At 47.4% G+C, this 18,721-nt stretch carries 16 protein-coding genes; 12 read left to right on the top strand and 4 right to left on the bottom strand.

Translation table 11 applies throughout. From position 1 onward, the window contains the following. The first annotated feature begins 68 nt into the window (after positions 1-68). The 3 genes from M3P05_RS07045 (at position 69) to M3P05_RS07035 (ending at position 3,690) form a co-directional block, all read left to right on the top strand. The gene (locus tag M3P05_RS07045) at positions 69-554 is read left to right on the top strand and encodes an Lrp/AsnC family transcriptional regulator (RefSeq protein ID WP_249698763.1); all 486 of its coding nucleotides are present in this window, start codon (positions 69-71) and stop codon (positions 552-554) included. Positions 555-571: 17 nt separating this feature from the next. Continuing rightward, the gene (locus M3P05_RS07040) at positions 572-1,279 is read left to right on the top strand and encodes an SDR family oxidoreductase (RefSeq protein WP_249698761.1); all 708 of its coding nucleotides are present in this window, start codon (positions 572-574) and stop codon (positions 1,277-1,279) included. A 128-nt stretch (positions 1,280-1,407) separates the two neighbouring features. After that, a complete protein-coding gene (locus M3P05_RS07035) occupies positions 1,408-3,690 on the top strand; it encodes a DNA topoisomerase (RefSeq protein ID WP_249698760.1) in 2,283 nt (760 codons plus the stop codon). A 274-nt stretch (positions 3,691-3,964) separates the two neighbouring features. Here M3P05_RS07035 and M3P05_RS07030 read toward each other — a convergent pair whose 3' ends face one another. Beyond that, positions 3,965-5,128, bottom strand: a complete 1,164-nt coding sequence (locus M3P05_RS07030) for an SGNH/GDSL hydrolase family protein (RefSeq protein ID WP_249698759.1) — start codon at positions 5,126-5,128, stop codon at positions 3,965-3,967. 100 nt (positions 5,129-5,228) lie between these two features. Here M3P05_RS07030 and M3P05_RS07025 point away from each other — a divergent pair, with 100 nt between their 5' ends. Beyond that, a complete protein-coding gene (locus tag M3P05_RS07025) occupies positions 5,229-5,519 on the top strand; it encodes a DUF167 family protein (protein ID WP_249698758.1) in 291 nt (96 codons plus the stop codon). A gap of 184 nt (positions 5,520-5,703) precedes the next feature. Continuing rightward, positions 5,704-6,531, top strand: coding sequence for a DUF2726 domain-containing protein (locus M3P05_RS07020; RefSeq protein WP_249698757.1), 828 nt, complete (start codon positions 5,704-5,706; stop codon positions 6,529-6,531). Between the two features lie 28 nt (positions 6,532-6,559). On the opposite strand, the gene pfkA is transcribed toward M3P05_RS07020, so the two are convergent. Continuing rightward, a complete protein-coding gene (pfkA, locus tag M3P05_RS07015; RefSeq protein ID WP_249698756.1) occupies positions 6,560-7,543 on the bottom strand; it encodes a 6-phosphofructokinase in 984 nt (327 codons plus the stop codon). 159 nt (positions 7,544-7,702) lie between these two features. Here pfkA and M3P05_RS07010 point away from each other — a divergent pair, with 159 nt between their 5' ends. The 3 genes from M3P05_RS07010 to M3P05_RS21100 all read left to right on the top strand — a co-directional run bounded on the left by M3P05_RS07010 (position 7,703) and on the right by M3P05_RS21100 (position 11,301). Further along, complete coding sequence (locus M3P05_RS07010; protein ID WP_249698755.1) at positions 7,703-8,437, top strand: OmpA family protein; 735 nt, start codon at positions 7,703-7,705, stop codon at positions 8,435-8,437. 105 nt (positions 8,438-8,542) lie between these two features. Continuing rightward, positions 8,543-9,238, top strand: a complete 696-nt coding sequence (gene pdsR, locus M3P05_RS07005) for a proteobacterial dedicated sortase system response regulator (protein ID WP_249698754.1) — start codon at positions 8,543-8,545, stop codon at positions 9,236-9,238. Then, positions 9,235-11,301, top strand: coding sequence for an ATP-binding protein (locus M3P05_RS21100; protein WP_249698753.1), 2,067 nt, complete (start codon positions 9,235-9,237; stop codon positions 11,299-11,301). The genes pdsR and M3P05_RS21100 overlap by 4 nt, the downstream gene beginning before the upstream one ends. 64 nt (positions 11,302-11,365) lie before the next feature. On the opposite strand, the gene M3P05_RS06995 is transcribed toward M3P05_RS21100, so the two are convergent. Continuing rightward, positions 11,366-13,342 carry an AAA family ATPase gene (locus M3P05_RS06995; RefSeq protein ID WP_249698752.1) on the bottom strand — a complete coding sequence of 659 codons (1,977 nt, stop codon included), beginning with the start codon at positions 13,340-13,342 and terminating at the stop codon, positions 11,366-11,368. Positions 13,343-13,602: 260 nt separating this feature from the next. Between M3P05_RS06995 and M3P05_RS06990 the strand changes: the two genes are divergently transcribed. The 4 genes from M3P05_RS06990 to M3P05_RS06975 all read left to right on the top strand — a co-directional run bounded on the left by M3P05_RS06990 (position 13,603) and on the right by M3P05_RS06975 (position 17,080). Further along, the gene (locus tag M3P05_RS06990) at positions 13,603-14,376 is read left to right on the top strand and encodes a DeoR/GlpR family DNA-binding transcription regulator (RefSeq protein WP_249698751.1); all 774 of its coding nucleotides are present in this window, start codon (positions 13,603-13,605) and stop codon (positions 14,374-14,376) included. A 132-nt stretch (positions 14,377-14,508) separates the two neighbouring features. Continuing rightward, positions 14,509-15,120: a glutathione S-transferase family protein gene (locus M3P05_RS06985; RefSeq protein ID WP_249698750.1), complete on the top strand. Its 612-nt coding sequence runs from the start codon at positions 14,509-14,511 to the stop codon at positions 15,118-15,120. Next, the gene (locus M3P05_RS06980; RefSeq protein WP_249698748.1) at positions 15,117-15,776 is read left to right on the top strand and encodes a glutathione S-transferase family protein; all 660 of its coding nucleotides are present in this window, start codon (positions 15,117-15,119) and stop codon (positions 15,774-15,776) included. The genes M3P05_RS06985 and M3P05_RS06980 overlap by 4 nt, the downstream gene beginning before the upstream one ends. 65 nt (positions 15,777-15,841) lie before the next feature. Continuing rightward, complete coding sequence (locus M3P05_RS06975) at positions 15,842-17,080, top strand: MATH domain-containing protein (protein ID WP_249698747.1); 1,239 nt, start codon at positions 15,842-15,844, stop codon at positions 17,078-17,080. A gap of 69 nt (positions 17,081-17,149) precedes the next feature. Here the strand turns inward: M3P05_RS06975 and M3P05_RS06970 are convergent, their stop codons facing one another. Beyond that, on the bottom strand, positions 17,150-18,475 hold the full coding sequence (locus M3P05_RS06970; protein WP_249698745.1) for a hypothetical protein: 1,326 nt from the start codon (positions 18,473-18,475) through the stop codon (positions 17,150-17,152). Between the last annotated feature and the right edge of the window lie 246 nt (positions 18,476-18,721).

Raw genomic sequence — 18,721 nt, 5'->3', positions numbered from 1 at the left:
TATATTTCAATAATATTAATAATATGGGCATAATATGTCCTATGTGCCACATCTAAGGCAATGAAGTCATGTTTGACCGCTATGATCGTAGAATCCTTGAAGAGATTCAAAATAACGCCCGAATTACCAATCAGGAGCTAGCGGATAAGATTGGCCTCTCTCCCTCTCCTTGTCTGCGCAGAGTTCGTGCGTTGGAGGAAAGCGGCATTATCCGGGATCATGTGACCAGGCTCGAGCCTGCGGCTTTGGGCCTGAAATTGATGGCGTTTATCCATATCAGCATGGATCGCCACACCCCTGAGCGTTTTGCCAACTTTGAAAAGCATGTGAACGAATACCCGGAAGTGGTGGAATGTCATCTGATTACCGGGCAGTCTGCGGACTATATGCTCAAGGTGATGGTTCCTGATATGGATTACTATCAGGAGTTTCTACTTAACAAGATCACGCCTCTGGAAGGCGTAACCGGAGCCCACTCAAGCTTTATTTTGCGCAGCCCAATCACTCGTACTCAACTACCGTTAAATCATCTGGAGAAAACCAAAAAGAAATAGACTGTGGGGTGCCTGGTATGAAAATTCTGATAGCAGGAGGCAGTGGAGGAATAGGGCTGGCGCTTGTTAAAGCCTGTCTGGATAAATTTCCTGAAGCATCAGTTATTGCTACCCACAACAAGCATCAACCAGATTTCTTTCATGAACAATTAAGCTGGCATCTTTTGGATGCTATTAATGAAGGCCAGGTTACAAGCCTGGCAGAAGAGGTTGGCAGTATTGACTGGTTAATCAATGCTGTCGGTTTCCTTCATAACAAATCCGGGCAGCCAGAGAAAACCATACGCAAGTTCGACCCTGACTTCTTTTCAGAAAGCCTTCAAGTTAATGCAATGCCTTCATTGTTACTGGCCAAGCATTTCCAGAGAAACCTCAAACAGTCAAAACATCCCATGTTCGCAACTGTTTCAGCGAAAGTCGGCAGTATTTCGGATAATCATCTTGGTGGCTGGTATAGCTATCGTGCTTCAAAAGCAGCTCTCAATATGGCGTTGAAAACGCTGAGTATTGAGTGGCAAAGAACCATGCCCAAGTGCTGTGTTGCCTCCCTCCACCCTGGAACAACGGATACATCACTGTCCAAGCCTTTCCAAAGCAATGTCCCTGATGGAAAGTTATTCCCACCTGAAAAGACCGCCGGTCTTCTGTTGGATGTTTTGCAGAAATTATCTTCCGAGCAGACAGGACGATTCTGGTCCTGGGATGGCTCCGAGATTCCCTGGTAACGCCAATTTCTTTTACATAACAATCAAAAGCGATTAGTTTATTGAGCTGTTAATTTATACAGGTCTTTTGCGGCACTGTTATGCATGCAGATAATGACATGCAGCTAATGAATAGTCGCAGATAAGTTATGGCAGCCACTGAACAATCTGGTCGCAGGAAAGGCCAAAGAACAAACCGTGCCAGTGAAGGTAAGAAAAACGTAGTCGTTCTTGCAGAAAAGCGGGATCAGGCCCGCCAGATTGCGGAAGCTATGGGCTGGCGAATGAGTGGCGACTTTGGAACAGGAACATTTAACGGTCAGAAGGCAGTTATTGTCTGGGCATCTGGTCACCTTGTGGAAATACAGGAGCCACAGGAGATCAAGCCAGATGCCAGCTGGAGTAATCCGGCAACTCTTCTTCCCATTCCCCGCAGCTTTGATATGCGGGTGTCCAAACCAAACAATGGACGCAAGGGAAAGTCCCCTTCGCAATACCTCAAGGTTATTCGTGAGCAGCTGCGGCAGGCTGGTGAAGTGATTATCAGTACTGACCCGGATCGTGAAGGCACAGCCATAGCCTGGCAGTTACTTGAGCACTGTCGTTTCAAAGGTTCGGTTAAACATGCCTGGCTGGTGGATGGACTGGATAAGTCTGCAGTTCAAAAAACATTTCATCGCCTGAAGACGGGTGATGAAATGAAATCCTGGTTTCGCGCTTCGGAGGCCCGTTCCCGTTCTGATTGGGCTTACCAGTTCGCTGTGCGAGCTCTGACCTGTTATGCCCGTCATGGGAAAATGGGGAACCTGCTTGGACAGGGTTCCGGGCGGGAGTCAGTTGTTTCTGTGGGAAGGGTGCAGACTCCTACACTGACCATGGTTGTCGAACGCTGCCGGGAAATACGTAACTTTGTCCCTAAAGACCATTTCCTGATTGAAGGACAGTTTGATCTGGCAGGCCAGCAGGTAGCTGCACTCTACAAACCTGTCGTAACAGCAGAGATTATTGATGCTGCACCTGCAGGAGTAGAGTGGGAGCCATCTAAACGAATTGTTAAGGATGGGGAATCGGAACCACTGGATACTCCATTGTTCACGGGGCAACAGGAAGTACAGTCATTCAGGGAGAGGCTTCTTGCAGCAGGTGATAAAGCCATCGTTGTTGGAAGTAAAACCCGTGAACTAAAACGGCAGCCACCTTTACCCTGTGATCTGGCAGAGTTTCAGGCTGAAATGCACAAGGCTTCTGGTTTAACTGCTTCAAAAGCCCAGAAGGTTCTGGAAAAACTATACAACGATGGTTTAGTAACATATCCGCGAACAGAGCATGCAGAGTTGCCTCTCTCGCTTTATGAACCAGGTGAACGAAACCCGGTACTGGATCATTTGACCAACCATGCGCAGTTCTCGATGGCTGCCAGCCGGGCCAGAGATATCCACAATGGTCAGGACACTGGCTACCCGTCATTCAAGCCATCCTGCTTTACAAAAAAGCCAATGGAACACTACGGCATCATTCCTACCCGAAAAGCCGCTCACCTTGACCGAATGAACAGTCTTGAGCGACAGGCTTACGAAATTGTAGCCCACCGGTATATTCAGGCACTTTGGCCTCCGGCCCTGATTCGGGAGCAGAAGTTGGGATTTGCTGTGCCCTGTGAGGATTTACTGGGTCACCCCCATAGCCGGTTTGCCACAACTCTAAATATGGTTCTTGATCCTGGATGGCAGCAGGCATTTCCATCAGAGCGGGAGAAGGAAACAGATATTCAACCGGTTCCTGTTACCCGGCATATGCCTGCTCCGCTAAAAAATGTGGAACTCAAAACCAGAACAACCCGGCCTCCTGCATGGTTTACCGATCGTACCCTGATCAAAGCCATGAAAAGTGTCGGGCGTTTTGTGCGTGATCCGCAGTTAAGAAAAATCCTGCGAGACAGTGCCGGTATTGGTACACCAGCAACACGAAGCACAATACTGGAGACTCTTTTAGCTAGGGAATTTATCGCTCGAAAAGGAAACCGGCTGGAAAGTACACCCAAAGGAGAAGCTCTTATAGATGACCTGCCTTCCTGGTTTGTTCAGGTGGAAACCACCGCTGTCTGGGAGGATTGGCTGAACCGTATCTGTGAACTTAGAAGGGATGATGAAACTGCCTGCCAGCAGCGGGATAAGTTTGTTTTCCGGCAGCTTGATCGTCTGGAAGGGTACCTGCAGGAACTGCAGCAGCGGCATGGTGCAATTTCAGGATCCGCTCCTCGGAGGTCTGGTGCCAGCTCTTCCGGTCCCCGTAAACCAACACCAAAGATGCTGGCTTTTGCCAATGTTATCGCTCGCACACTTGGGCAGCCTCTACCCAGAGATGTTACTCAGAATGGGCGAGCCTGCAGTCAGTATATAGACAAAAACAAATCTTGTTTGGAGCCGTCATAAAATTCGCTCTAATAATTGAGGGCGGTTTATTCCTTTGACTTGCAGTTATAAATCATCGCATCAGATGGCCCATGTTCCGTATCACAGGCTTCTGGAAAAGAAATTCTTTCATAACCACCATCGTGCCAACAATCAGGAAAAAGTAGCTGTACAGACCTATATCCGTAGATAACTTTTTTTGTATAGAATGACCTTTAACGACTTTCGACGCTGATTGTCTCAGCGAAATGTTGTGTCAGCACAGCAACGCGGTCAACTATTTGCAGATAGCTGTCTATCTCTTCCTCAGAGTTTCCATATCTGGGCAGTCCAGTTTGTAACCGTTTTCCAAAAGTTCTCGGCAGACATAGCCGGAAACTATCTCGTGAGCTTTGGTTGTTGCGTGCACTTGATCCCAGAAAAGATACTGATCCGGTTTTTCACAGACCGTCGCTTCACAAGTGTTGAAAATAGTAACCATGCTGGGTTCGAAATCACAACCTGGGATAAAAACATTGGTACAGGGTGCGTAGATTTCGGTAAAACCGTTAGCCGGATCGTTGGCAGTTTTTCTGAATATGTCTGCAATATCACCAACAGTCAGTTTGACATGAGGCCAGGCTTTAGTGATACCTTGGGCCAGTCGTCGAACGTAGCTGTTATGTTGTTTTCCCCAGCGGGAAACAATTTCACGTCTCGGGCCACTTCGAAAGCAGGGGGCCATTTCATAAGCGGGCACAGTCCCCCAGAAGATGTGTCGAGCTCCTGCATCAATCAAACGTCTGATATTGGCATACTGGGTTGAAACAACTGTAGCTGGGTCACTGAAACCATTCAGGTAATCGTTACCGCTAAAGTAAACGGCATAGATGATATCGGGAGACAGTCGAGGATTGTGCTTCAGGTAAACATTGGTCACCTGAGTGAAGTTTGGAGGTAGAACTTTCCCTTGAAACAAAACACGTAACTCCGGCGCCTGACCCCTTTCGATACTTTGGATCAGAGAGTCAAACAGGCCTGTGGACCAGCTGGCCCCGAATGCAAGGTTGCGGTACTGACTGGGGTCTGATCTATCCAGTCCCGCATAGTCAGCCAGGAAATCAACAGTTACAGGTCCATTGGTGAAGTAACCCTGATAATACGGTGGTGCAGGATACTGAGGAAAAGGAACGATGGATGGGCCAACTGTTGAAACAGCCCAAGGCAGAAAACCATCAAAGAAGTCGAGGAAATTGTTGGTCTGGTAGTTTTCATTGAGAGGGTCTGGCAAACCTGAGTAGTAGTAGGATATTCGCCAAGTGTTGCTGTTGTCTGAAAGGCTGTCCCCAAAGATAACCAGTCCATGAATATTTATGGATTTTGTTGTTTCTTCATGACTAAAGGTCACAGCAGACTGCAAAAAAAGCAGAATTGCGAGAAACAGTTGCGGAAGGTGTTTTGGGTGCAGCGATGCGGGCATAGGCACGATCCGTAGTATTACGCTGAGGGAAATTTAGCAGATGCTTGGGAAATGTCAGGACGTGAGCAACAATAAACGGCATTTTTAACAGAGATAGTTCATGAGTTTTTATCGCTGGCAGGGAGAAGATTTGATTATCGCCTGCCACCTTCAACCCCGCGCAAGCAAGGATGAATTCTGTGGGTTACATGGAGAAAGCCTGAAAGTCAGGATTAAAGCGCCACCTGTTGAGGGAAAAGCCAATGCTTACCTGATCAAGTTTCTTGCTAAACAGTTTGGTGTTACCAAGCGGGACATAGAAATCATCAGTGGCGAGCTAAGTCGTGAAAAAAGAGTTCGAATAGCAGATCCTCAGAAATTACCTGAACAAATAGAGATCGCTAAAGCGTAAAGATTATTATTTTTTAGGCGATTACTGTGTTTTCATAGATCAACAAGTTTTTTCTACATACAGTTGTCTGGTAACTGGTTAGATATCACAAGTTATCCTATGGTGATCCGTTCGATTGGCCATGGGCTGCTAGGGAAGACTGTCACCATGGGTGGTGACGGCAGAAGAATGAGACGAAAGTAAAGTGACAGGAAGTTTAGCTCCTTACATTGTTCCATTAGGGCTGGTGGCAGGCACGCTGGTAATGGCGCTGCTGATTTATTTTCTGCTGCGCAGTCGGGCCTTGAAGACACTTTATCTTCAGGATCCACTATTTGATGGGCCAGTGCGTTCTTTTTATGGCTTGCTGGATGTAGCCGTTCGAGAACATTTCAACCTGTTCCGCAATGTTGGTGTGCAGGCTGTTATTCGTTCTTCTGGTGCAGTTAGCCCTTTACCAGGAAAGCTCCGCCATTCTACATTTGATATTCTTCTCTGCGATCGCCGCAAGATGATGCCTAAATGTGGCATTGTCCTGGTTGAAAAGGGTGATGCAGACAGTCGTGAGTTCAATCAGTTGCGTAAATTCTGTGATCGGGTCAGCTTGCCTCTTCTGGTCTATGAAACCGGTGGAATTCTTGATGTCAGCCGTTTGCGCCGGGATGTTTATCAGGCAACAGGTTTAGGTGAAAAGCTTGGATCTGGTGAAGTGCTTGGTGACTCTCGTGGTGCTGACCAGGCTTCTTCAACAGCTGAAGCTGTGAATGAGGAGCATAGTGAAGTTGATTCCGCTGTTGCACATGAAGTGCCGCAGGTAAATCTGCAAGACAGCGACAAAGAAGACAGTGTGTTGGCAGACGACACTAGCAAAAGCGAGAAGAGCGAGCAGGATCGTGTCTGCAGCAAGTGTGGATCAGGAATGTCCCAGCGAACGATTGCCAAAGGTCAGTATGCAGGGCAGCAGGCCTGGGTTTGTGAACAGTTCCCTCACTGCCGCCATGCTGTCCTGATCAAGAAGGCGGTTGCTGTTTAGCAAACCGCTCTCCTCGAATCCCGATCTTCTAAATCGAAACGATATTTGAGACCCTGATCAATTCAGGGTCCATATCCGGTGTTTCCTTACAGGCTTTTTCAAGACCAGTCAGCGATATCCGGTTATCTCGCAGCCCTACCATTACCCCGGATGAGCCTGTTCGCAGGGTATCCACAGCTGCTACTCCAAGGCGACTGGCAAGAACGCGATCAAAGCATGTCGGCCGTCCACCTCGCTGTAAGTGACCAAGAATTGTCACTCGAGCACTGTACTCAGGGAGCTTCTCTTCTACAGATTTGGCCAGCTCTAAAACACTGTTACTTTTATCGCCCTCGGCAACTATCACAATACTGGATGTTTTGCCTGCCCGATTGCTTCGATCCAAAGAGTCCAAAAGATAATCCAGACCTCGGTGCTGCTCGGGAATCAGTATTTCTTCACTGCCGGCACCAATACCTGCGTGTAGGGCGATATAACCAGCATCACGTCCCATCACTTCTATAAAAAACAGGCGGTTGTGCGATGTGGCTGTGTCCCGAATTTTATCAACAGCCTCAACGGCAGTATTAATGGCGGTGTCGAAACCAATGGTGAAATCAGTGCCATAAATATCATTATCAATGGTACCGGGGATGCCCACGACAGGAATTTTCTGTTCTCTTGCAAGAAGGGTTGCACCGGTAAATGTGCCATCTCCTCCAATAACAACCAGCGCCTGAATACCTTCCTGATGGAGTTTCTCTGCGGCTTTGGCTCGCCCGGCTTCTTCATAAAACTCCATGCAGCGTGAAGACTTCAGAAATGTTCCACCCTGATTGATGATGTTGGATACAGAGCGTGTATTCAGAGGCCTGAGAGTATTGGTCAGCAGACCCGTATATCCTTCAACAATGCCTGTGACCTTCATATCATGAAAAATGGCACAGCGAACAACAGCGCGAACTGCCGCATTCATTCCCGGGGCATCACCACCGGAGGTGAGAACGCCTATATGATTAATGGACGTGGACATGGAGTACCCTCGATCATATTGCGCCGAAGTATGGATCAGTTGCCACAATTCGCCATATTTGCTCCCTAAAACGCCACTTTGTCTCCACTGCTTTGCCCCTTTTGTTGGGTTTAATAAACCCTGTAAAGAGATCACATCCTCAATCAAAGGGGTTTCCTGATGACACGTAAAAACAACAACTCTCGTCTTTCTGCCATGGCTCTGGCGCTTGGTTTAACGGTTATGACTGCCCTACCTGTACAGGCACAGGAGAAGCCCCACGGTGAATGGACAACAGCAAAAACAAGTGTCATGGCAGGAACCAGTATTGCGGGTGCCCTGCTGGGTGGGCCGATTGGTTTTGTGTTGGGTGTAGCGGCAGGAGACTGGCTGGGAACCAGTGTGAATAAGGCCGAGGAAGGTGAGAGACTGGCTGGGGAGAGAGATCGGCTCATGGATGAGCTGGCCCAGCTTCAGCAGCAGCTGGACGAAACACAGACTCAGCTGGTTGCTGCCCGGCAGGAAACAGGGCGCTATCAGGACCTGGCACTTGATTCACTGCAGCTCACCGTTATGTTTGATACTGCCGGAGACACACTGAATGATCGTGACAAGAATCGTCTAGATCATCTTGTCAGGCTTCTTAATGAACATGAGCAGATTTCCGTTCAGCTGACCGGATATGCCGATCCCCGCGGAGAAGAAAGTTACAACATTCAGCTTTCCGAGCGCAGGGCTGAAAGTGTTAAGAGTTATCTGATTGATCACGGTATAGCTGCAGAGCGTGTTTTCACCAAAGGTGAGGGCGCACTGAAATCTCTGGCGAAAAACGGTAACTACGATGCTTATGCCATGGAACGGGTTGTAACAATTGAACTGAGGGAAGAGTCTAAAGAGCAGTTTGCCGCAAAATAAGGCACGTTTTTTAGAAAACTGTTCTCAGGGATGAGGGCAGTTTTCTTCAGTAATGATACCCTTGCAGTCCGAATTAAAGGGAATTCTGTGAGGGTATAACTATTCATGTCCCGCCATATCGCCATTGTTGAGGATGAACCAGATATCGCAGCAAACTATCGCGATGCTTTTCAGCGATATGGTTTTACTGTCAGCCATTATGAAGACCGTTCTTCTGCCCTGGCAGCCTTCCGTTTACAAATTCCCGATTTAGCCGTTATTGATGTTGGTCTTGGCAATGAGATTGAAGGTGGCTTTGACCTTTGCCGGGAGCTGCGCAGCATGGCACCTGAGCTTCCGATTGTTTTTTTGACTGCCCGAGATGATGAGCTGGATGTGATTTCCGGTTTGCGCCTGGGAGCCGATGACTACCTGACTAAAGATATCAGTATTGCCCATATGATGGCCCGGGTGAATGCACTGTTAAGGCGGGCAGAGCTGACACGCAAACCCCGCGAAGAGAGCGATGAAGTCTTAACCCGAGGCGAGCTTGAAATCAATGTTGATCGTATGACCGTGAGCTGGGCGGGAAAAGATGTCTCTTTGACCGTGACAGAATTCTGGATTGTGCACTGCCTGGCCCGCCACCCTGGGCAGGTTCGAAACCGTCAGCAGCTTATGGATGCCGCCCGCACCGTGCTCGATAACAATACGGTGACTTCCCATATCAAGCGTATTCGCAAGAAGTTTCAGGCTGTCTCTCCCGAATTCTCTGCCATAGAAACAGCCTACGGTATGGGTTATCGCTGGAGTGCCCGGTGAGGCTTAGCCGGCAGTTACTGCTGGTCAGCCTGTTTGTGCTTGTTCTGCCTCTTGCTGGTATTAACTGGGTGCAGGATATGGCGCTGACCATGCGCGAGCAGCAGGCGCAGGTTTTGAATGCATCACTGCGTGCAACTGCCGCCAGTCTGGCCTTGCGGGATACTTTGCCAAAGCTCGTTTCGGCAGAGGGCGAAGTTTATGTACACCCGTCAAAAGGTGGGTTGATTCTGGATGGTTATTTTGAAGACTGGCAGGCACAAAACCTTGTCAGCCGGGCCTATGGCGCGACCAGTAAAGGCACAGATTCCAGCCCTCCCGTGATGTTTAATGCGGCTTCTGATGGCAGCAACCTCTATCTGGCATTTCAAGTTAATAACAAAGCTTCATCCAGACCGTCTTCAAACCAAGAGAATGTCGTCTACTACAGCCCTGTAGGAAAGACTCTGGCAAATGGTGACCGTGTTCAGCTTTTTATAAAGGGAGAACAGGGGCAGTTACAGCAATACATGATTGTTACGGAAGCCCCCGGGCCTGTTATCGCCAGAACCCAAACCACATGGAATGGTATTGAACGTGTTGTGCGGGAATATCGTATTCGTGGTGCCTGGCGGGAAATTCCTGAGGGGTATCAGCTGGAATTGATGATGCCGTTGTCTATGGCCGGGAAGCAGTTTGGTTTTCGGGTGATTCGCGGTAGTAACGAAAGCTGGATAAGTTCTGCAACGCCGGGCTCCGAAACAGGTGAACTTGTTCTGCCGGATCGAGCCCTGGATGATACGCTAAAGCACTTTCTTGAACCGGATATGCGGCTGGGAGTGATTAACTCAGCTGGCTGGCAGATAGCTGAAACCGGTGAGCCTTCCAAATCAACAAAGGCACACACTGAGCAACCTGTCTGGATAGCCGAATGGCTGTTCAAAACACTTCTGCGCTGGGATTCTTTGCCTGAATATCAGGCGCACTGGCGGGATGGCGGCTGGCAAAACTCGATTGTATCGGAAGCCCTTGAAGGGCAGCCCAGGTATCTCTGGTTGAAGGATGATAAAAGCTACCGCCTTCTGTCTGCCTGGCCCCTGGAAAAAGATGGGAAAGTTGTCGGTGCTTTGGTGGCGGAGCAGGGAAGCCACTCTCTTCTGGCAATAACCTGGAAAGCCCTGAACAAACTGTTTTCACTCAGCTTTCTGGTGATTGTTCTTGCCGCTGCCGGATTGTTGGGATATGCATCCTGGCTCTCACTTCGAATACGTAAACTCAATCAGGCCACTGAAGACTGTATTGTTCGTGATGGACGACTGCGGACAAGCTTTCCCGTCAGCAGGGCCAAAGATGAGATTGGAGAACTCTCCCGCAGCATCAATACCATGCTGGCTCGTCTTGAAGAGCATACGGAATACTTGCGAACTTTGGGAAGTAAACTCTCCCATGAACTGCGTACACCACTGGCTGTTGTTCGTTCGTCTCTGGATAACCTGGAGCATGAAAACATCCATCCTCAGGCTCAGGTTTATGCTGAGAGGGCCATGGCTGGAGCTGATCGTTTAGGTAGTTTGTTAAGCAGCATCAGTGAAGCCACGCGTCTGGAAGCCATGATTGATGATATGGCCAGTTCCGAAAAGGAAGTCGTTGACCTGCGACAGATGCTGGAAGATCTCTACCATGCTTACTCTGGAGCCTATCCCAAAGTGCAGTTTACTCTTGAGCTGCCGAAAGAGCCTTGTCCTGTTGCCATAATTCCTGATCTGGTTGTGCAGGCCATGGATAAGCTGGTTTCCAATGCGGCAGATTTTTGTCCAAAAGAAGGGAGCATAACCCTGCGCCTGATTATGCTGAAACATGCCAACTGCATTGAGGTAGAAAACGATGGTGAGCTATTACCTGACTCCATGCAGAAAAGTCTGTTTGACTCCATGGTGTCGGTCAGGAAAACAAGGGGAGATAAAGCACACTTGGGGCTGGGGCTTTATATCGTACGGCTGGTTATGAGTTGCCATAACGGTTTGGCAGCAGGGAAGAATCGTGATGATAAAACCGGAGTTGTTTTTCAACTTCAGTTTCCACAATAAAAAAAGAGCCGGCAAGCCGGCTCAATGCAATCGAAATGTTATTTATTATTAAGTGGTTTACAGCTTAGTAGTCATATTGCTCACGGCCATTGGATGGAATAAGGAAGTTGAATGGGAAGGGCACAGATATACCTTCGTCATCATCATCATCTTCCTCATCGATTATATAACTACTTTTAGAGGTCAGAGGCTCCATGGTAGCTTTTACTTCTGGTACGATAGGTTGTTCATTACCTTCTACTTCAGGTGCTACAGGTATTACAGCTTCCTCATCATTTTCCATGCCCTTGACTTTGATACTCTGAGTGTTTGCAACTTGCTGAAGCTTTTCTGTAAGAACCAGCTTATCTAGCGCATCTGGTACCAATGTAAGCTCTGGAGTATTGAAGCCTGAAGAGTCAGACTGATATGGTTTAGGATTCGAACAACTTTTCTCGATACGCTCTCTGCGGGGAGTTTGCTTTCTTCTCCGTTTTGTTTGTTCTTTATTGCGTCCTTTCCTCTTATCTGTTGCCTTCTCCCGATAGTAGGTATCAATTTCCTCCTGGAGATTTTGCTTCTGGAGTTCCAACTGCACAGTCATATCCATAAGCTCCTCCTTCTCTTGGTTAGCCTTTTTTTCGGCATCTTGAAGCTGATGTGTAATCGCGTCAATCTGTTTCTTATGCTTATTTTGCAACCAGGCTAAGGCATACGCTTCACGCTCGTTAACTCGTTTCAGTTCAGCTTCTAGCGCGGTATTTTGAGTTTGGAGATTTTGATTAGCTTGTACCTGATCAGATAGCTGCTCATCTCTCTTAGTAGCTATGGAATCAATGTTCTTAAGGCGCTCGTTTTCAGCAATAAGTTTTTCAGTATCATCAGCATTTGAAGCCATTCTCTTAAAGCTATCGGCTTCTGTCTGCATCTTTCGCTCCATTGAGCGATTACGTGAAGCTTCAAGGAAGTGTGTACCAAAGCGTGTTACCAATCCGCCTACAGCTATAGCTGCAGCCACAGGAACGCCAACTTGTGGAACCAGAAATGCTGCAGGGGCAACAGTCAGAGCGCACTTCAAAGCACCAGAGAAAGAAACAATGCTTCGGTCAGCCAGTTTCTTGTAGTACCTGGAACTTTCTTCCAGTTTTTTCTGCTGTTTTGTAGCTTCTTCCTTCTTGATAGTTGGATCAGTCTCCTCGATCAGTCTGTCTTTCAGGGCTTTGTTTTCGAACTCCTGGCGGCTGGAATAAAAGCTGCGCACTGCAGACGCAACACCAAACTCAACCAGAGGCGTTAATACCGGAGAACCGAGGCTGATAGCGTTGAGAAGACGGCCAAACTGGAAACTGGCTGCTCCCCAGTTAATATCTATGCTCACAACTTTTGAAAGAGCATCGGTGATGTAGGTCGTACCAAAACCGTTTGAGCACAGTGAGTTTAATCCGTCGCCTACATAAGTAGCAGCTGGACTGAAGTCAGGTAGTGAAGAGTAAACATACTGAAAGCCAGAATTAATATAACCGGCCGCAGAGCCAAGATATTCGGTTAATGTTGTCCAGGCAGCACTTGGGTTAACAACGCATAACTCATTTGTGCACTCGATAACATGACCAGTTGTTGCTGCGGTTGAACCACTACTTGGTAGAGATCCCCAGAACATAGCTGAAGCGGTTTCATAAGCACGAACCAGTAAACCAGGCGCTGCATCGGCAGCGCATTTTGCTGCTGTTGCAACCTGACTATAGGGCAGTGGGCAGGTGCCTGAGTGGCCAATCAGAGTTGCAGATGCACTGTTATAGAGGCTAACGCTTCTTTCAGCAATAGATGAAGCAAGGCTGGAACCAGTGCTTGCCATAAAGCTGGCAGCTCTACCGACCATATCAGCGTTGAAGTTTTGGACAGATGTTGCGCCATACTCAAGTGCTTTAACAGTTCTTCCTGCGAACTCAGGGATTTTTTCTACGCCACACCGAAAACCTGGGTTATCGATTGATCCATAAACAGCCGCCGCGATCCCGCCAGGAAGGCCGATAAACCTCATGAATGTACTTAATTTAGACATATTAACCTCCATGTTCGATTGCATAGCCCTGCCATTCCTTGACTGGGCGGTTATCAATATTGACTACGCCAAAGGTCTAAAAGTTCGCTAAAAGTCGAATTTCTTGGAAAAATCTCAAAAATACGGGGTTTCCGAAGGGGGTGGGAAGAGGGATTTCTCTATAGAATTGCCATATTTCCGCGCGATCTGCCCAAGCAGGCCATCTGGAAGGCCGGGCTGGAGATTTGGTGCGATAAACCCGGTCTTGGAGGAAATGACCCTTGTTAGCCATTGAACGTCGCGAACAAATTCTCAGCTTCCTGCGCCAACACGAATACGCTAATGTAGAAACCCTGGCTGATAACCTGGATGTTTCGAGCATGACCATTCGGCGGGATCTGAATAAACTGGAAGAACAGGGGCTGGTACGCCGTACCCACGGAGGGGCTACAATTGGGCAATTTATCAATACCCAGCCCCACACTGAGGAGCGCCGCAGCCAGAGTCCTCAGGAAAAAGTAGCTATTGCCCAGTACGCCGCTTCCCTCGTTAAGGATGGCCACTCCATTCTTCTTGATGCCGGCACAACCTGTATGGATATTGCCCGCCAGTTGACAGATCGTAATATTCGGGTCGTTACCACTGACCTGGCCCAGGCCCAGTTCCTGTGTCGCTACAAGAATATCGAGGTTCATATCTCAGGTGGTCAGGTGGACGAACGTACCCAGTCCTGCCTGGGAGGCAGGGTGACTGACTTCCTGGACAGCATCCATGTGGATATGGCCTTTATCGGTTGCACCTCCTGGGATCTGCGCCGTGGCCTGACAACGCCTTCCGAGCGTCGCTGCTCGCTGAAGCGCAAGATGGCTGAGCGTGCTGATAGCTGTATTCTTGTTGCTGACAGTGACAAGTATGGCCGTTACTCCTTCCATAAAATCGGTGATCTGAAAGATTATGATCTGATCATCACCGATGACAGAATCTGCCATACCGCAACAGAAGAGATTCTGTCTGAAGGTATTGATCTGTACTGCGTACCAACTGAAGTTCAATAATTCTGTTCTTTCGGTTCGAAAACAGGCTAGCTTTAAGCGGGCCTGTTTTGTTTTGCTATTAACTCATTCAGAATAAGTATTCCCAAAAAACAACAATGGGCCAGTTGAAATCTGGCGCTGGGAGTAATGGTTTTGAAAATTTATGAAACTCACTCAGCCCCCAACCCCCGTCGTGTAAGAGTCTTTCTTGCTGAAAAAGGCATTGCGGATGTGGAATATATTCAGGTTGATATCCAGAAGGGAGATAACCTTAAGCCTGAAGTTCTTGCCCGGAACCCTCTTGGAAAAGTTCCCTACCTGGAATTGGATGATGGCACCTGCATCAGTGAAACCGTCGCTATCTGTCGATACTTCGAGGAGCTACAGCCGGAACCCAGCCTGATGGGGAGTACTCCACAAGAAAAGGCAGAGATAGAAATGTGGCAGCGTCTGTGTGAATTCTATTTCTCTCTGCCGGTTGGTATGTGTTTTCAGCATACAACCGGATATTTTTCAGACCGCATGAACCCTGTCAAGGAATGGGGAATAGAGGCTGGTAAAAATGCTGCAAAGTTTATGTCGCTGATCGATAACCAGCTGGCAGAAAATAAATATGTTGCAGGCGATACCTTCAGCATTGCGGATATCACACTGCTCTGCGCCGTGGATTTTGCCCGTGTTATCAAACTTCGTATGACTGAAGAGCATCCAAACCTGCAACGTTGGCATGCACTTGTATCCAGCCGGGAGAGTGCAAAAGCATGATAGATCTTCATACGTCTCCTACACCTAACGGTCACAAGGTTTCAGTTGCTCTGGAAGAGCTGGGGCTTCCCTATACCCTGAAACCAGTCAACCTGATGACCGGTGAGCAGAAGACACCAGAGTTTTTGGCTATGAACCCCAATGGCCGTATTCCGGTTATTGTTGATCGTGGAAATGATGACTTTGTCGTCTTTGAGTCCGGGGCCATTCTTATTTATCTGGCAGAGCAAACCGGTAAGCTATTACCAAAAGACATAAAAGGCCGAAGCGAAGTCCTGCAGTGGCTAATGTTTCAGATGGGTGGCGTTGGACCAATGATGGGGCAGGCCAATGTGTTTACCCGTTACTTCCCTGAGAAAATTCAGCCAGCCATTGATCGCTACCAGAATGAAAGTAAGCGACTTCTAACTGTTCTGAATACCCGCTTGAGAGACCATGAGTATCTGGCAGGAGATTTCAGTATTGCTGATATTGCCAACTGGTGCTGGGCCAGAACGCATAACTGGTCTGGCGTAGATATCAGTGATCTGCCAAACCTTCAGCGCTGGATTGATCTGATTTATGCACGGCCTGCCTGCACCAGGGGAATAGAAATTCCGCCAAGACCTGATGCTGATGCAGTTGTCAGTAGTGGAAGAGAGATGATTACTAAATAATTTTTAAACGTTTAATTCTTTTCAACTACTGTATCTGCTTCGAATCTGTTTTCGGATGCAGAAAAATGAAGTACAAGAAGGGGTTATATCAGGCAGCTCTCTTCTCTCTTGCTGTTCATAGTGCTGTTGTGAGTGCAGGTATAGGTAGAGCCGTTAATGCTTTTACTGGCACTGCAGCAGTAGTAGCTGCTTCTACCCAGATGGTTGCCAGATCTTTTGATAAACCGATTGTTTCTGATGAGCAAATCAGGGGTGGGGCTATAGGTCTTGGCAATGTCATGATGCAGTCTCATGTGCATATACCGGAAACAATGTCTCTCTTCGGGTTGAGGCCTCGTCTTGCTATTGCTGGTGAAACAATTCACTCGATGAATAGGCCAATTGTTATGCAGCTTCTTGCTGGCGGGCATTCACAGCAAGAGCCCTCCCGAGAACAGTTGTTGCAAAGAATGGCAACTCAAACAACGCGAACCCATGCAGGAAGAAAAGAGATCGATGTTGCCATCTTGGCAGATCAGCTTCTTGAGCTTCAAAAGCAGAATCAGGCTCTGGCTGAACAGATGAGGAAATTGGACATTTTGACTGAACAAATGGCTCAGCTTCTAAAACTGCTTGAAGTGGGTTCTATAGAACTCAAGGATCATGCTTCTCAGCTGAAGAAACTAGAGCATGATATTTCTGACCTTGAACATCAGATTATCGTAACAAGTATAAAAACAACAGATGGCCGCCAAATCTGGCGGGTGCCGGAAGTAGAAAAGCTCATGCAGGATGCCAAAGATGGGAAGATAACCTCTCTCTGCAGTGCGCCATTTTACACAGGCCCAAATGGTTACAGACTTTGTTTAAGGGCATATCTGAATGGTGATGGGATTGGTGAGGGTCTGTATCTATCAGTCTTCATAGTTCTAATGAGAGGTGAATATGACCCTCTGCTTGAATGGCCTTTTGATTACAAGGTAACTATTGCCCTGCGTGATCAATCGCCGGATATAGCAAAGAGAAAAGATCATGTACGCATGTTTCGGTCTGACAAAAGCAGCAGTTCATATCAAAGGCCTGTCAAAGATATGAACATTGCTTCAGGAGTTCCAGAGTTTATTCCGCTATCAAAGCTGAAGCCGCGTGTCAGTGGTGACTTGCCTGATGGAGAGAGCTGGTTTGTTGTGGATGATACGCTCTTTCTTGATGTGAAAGTTGAGCCAGTGGTGACGCAACCAGCCCCTGAAGAGCTTGAGTTAACTGGTGGTGTTGATAGAGAAGCTCCCGAAGATATGGAAATTGAAGAAAAGAAACATCTGTAAGCACCCGGACATGCGCTTACACATGACCGGCTACTTAAGCCTTGAAATCTGGTCTGAACCTCTTTGTGATTAGATTTTAGAAAGGCGGGATTTTTTTGTTGATAATCCTTTTTCCTCCAATCTTTGAGGCTTACGCTTGCTTAGGAGGCAAGAGGTTGAAGTATCTGCTGGTTCAACTGTCAAAGAGGGGGGAGCCTTTAGTTGTCTCCAGTTGAAAACTGGCTTCTTAGGCCCGTCAGTTTGCGAAACTAATTGCTCAAGTACTTTAAATATGGAGAAATCCACCCAAATGCCTGCCAACTGAGCCAGCTTGTCACCAGGATTATCCCGTAATGCCATGACAATTTTTTCTAACCAGAGAATGGGCTTATGATCTTCATTATGACCGGATTTTTGCCATGAACAGACAGCCTCTTTTGTGTCGCCTCGCCAGTTATGATCTGGGTCTAGTAAATACTTAAGATTATTTTCAGCGATATCTTGTGGTTGCAATAACCATCTAGTAAATACCGGTTCTGAAATAAACGCTTCAAAGTGGCAAGCTTCCTGCCAGATAAGATTAATCCCGTGCTCCTGAAACACAGTCCAGTCTTTTCTCTGTGCAGGAAAATAAATATCTGAAATATGTTTAAGCTGTTGATTTAGCAAATCTGGAGCGCAGGCTAGGAGGTCAGAAGGTTCTGGAGGCAAAGTAATTTCAGCTGGCAGCTGGAAGCCTGTAGCTACCTGCTCTTGGCTGAAACCATATTTAAGAGCGATGTTAAACACGTCAGCAAAACTGCTTGGACTGTGGCTAAATATATCTTCTGGTGAAGAACCTGTGGAATTGCCAGCGTTCAACAACGTTGTGACAGGCGTTGCAGTACTGGTTGCTGCCTGAGAATGAAGTTGTCCTTCCTCTTTTTCAGAATTTGCGGAAGGTGTTTGAGTTGTAGCGTCTTTATGGGTTACAGAAAGGCTGTCAGCAAGGAAGGAATTTGTGAATCCGGCTAATGATACCATGTATAACTCTTTGTTTTTTCTTAACTCATCCTGAAGTTCTTTAATCACTATGGAGTCATCGCGTTCCTTTTGCTGTGCTTTTTCAAGATCTTTAGAGGCGGTTCCGAGTTTCTCACGTAATATTTTAATGGTTTCCTGGCTTTCATTCAGCTCGTTTGTACCGTGATGCAGGCTGGTTTGCAGTTTGATGATTTGCTGCAATATGTTATCAGCCGCTGTTCGTAAAACAGATAACTCCGTTGAGTAAGTTGATGGCATAATGTTTTGAGTTGTCTCACCAGAAACTGGAGTCACTCTGGACCCTGAAGAAGGCATAACATCGGTTGGTGGAGCAGTATAGAGATAATCATCGCGATCGATAGGTTTGCTCAATTCAGAGCTGAAAAAACTCACTATGCCTACCTGACGTGATGGTGAGAGTGATCTGGTAATAGCCGGAGCACCGCATATGGCCCGTTGAGCATCGCAACTAACGACATTGCAACTAACGACATTGCTAGCCATTCTTTTATTTATGCCTGAATCTTCCATTTTTATTGATAGCTCCCCAATGACACTCAAGTGAGTAATGTAAGTACCTTAGCAATAGCCCTGATGTCTACTTTGATAAGTAGTCGATATTAAAGTTTTTGGAAGAGA

It is taken from the genome of Parendozoicomonas callyspongiae (assembly GCF_023502345.1).
GTDB lineage: Bacteria > Pseudomonadota > Gammaproteobacteria > Pseudomonadales > Endozoicomonadaceae > Sansalvadorimonas > Sansalvadorimonas callyspongiae.
Note: the sequence above shows the minus strand (reverse complement) of the source record. Positions and strands in the feature narration are given on the sequence as shown.

Coding starts and splice junctions, on each gene's coding strand:
- M3P05_RS07045 (WP_249698763.1), top strand. CDS start 69: ATGTTTGACCGCTATGATCGTAGAATCCTTGAAGAGATTCAAAATAAC.
- M3P05_RS07040 (WP_249698761.1), top strand. CDS start 572: ATGAAAATTCTGATAGCAGGAGGCAGTGGAGGAATAGGGCTGGCGCTT.
- M3P05_RS07035 (WP_249698760.1), top strand. CDS start 1,408: ATGGCAGCCACTGAACAATCTGGTCGCAGGAAAGGCCAAAGAACAAAC.
- M3P05_RS07030 (WP_249698759.1), bottom strand. CDS start 5,128: ATGCCCGCATCGCTGCACCCAAAACACCTTCCGCAACTGTTTCTCGCA.
- M3P05_RS07025 (WP_249698758.1), top strand. CDS start 5,229: ATGAGTTTTTATCGCTGGCAGGGAGAAGATTTGATTATCGCCTGCCAC.
- pfkA (WP_249698756.1), bottom strand. CDS start 7,543: ATGTCCACGTCCATTAATCATATAGGCGTTCTCACCTCCGGTGGTGAT.
- M3P05_RS07010 (WP_249698755.1), top strand. CDS start 7,703: ATGACACGTAAAAACAACAACTCTCGTCTTTCTGCCATGGCTCTGGCG.
- pdsR (WP_249698754.1), top strand. CDS start 8,543: ATGTCCCGCCATATCGCCATTGTTGAGGATGAACCAGATATCGCAGCA.
- M3P05_RS06995 (WP_249698752.1), bottom strand. CDS start 13,342: ATGTCTAAATTAAGTACATTCATGAGGTTTATCGGCCTTCCTGGCGGG.
- M3P05_RS06980 (WP_249698748.1), top strand. CDS start 15,117: ATGATAGATCTTCATACGTCTCCTACACCTAACGGTCACAAGGTTTCA.
- M3P05_RS06975 (WP_249698747.1), top strand. CDS start 15,842: ATGAAGTACAAGAAGGGGTTATATCAGGCAGCTCTCTTCTCTCTTGCT.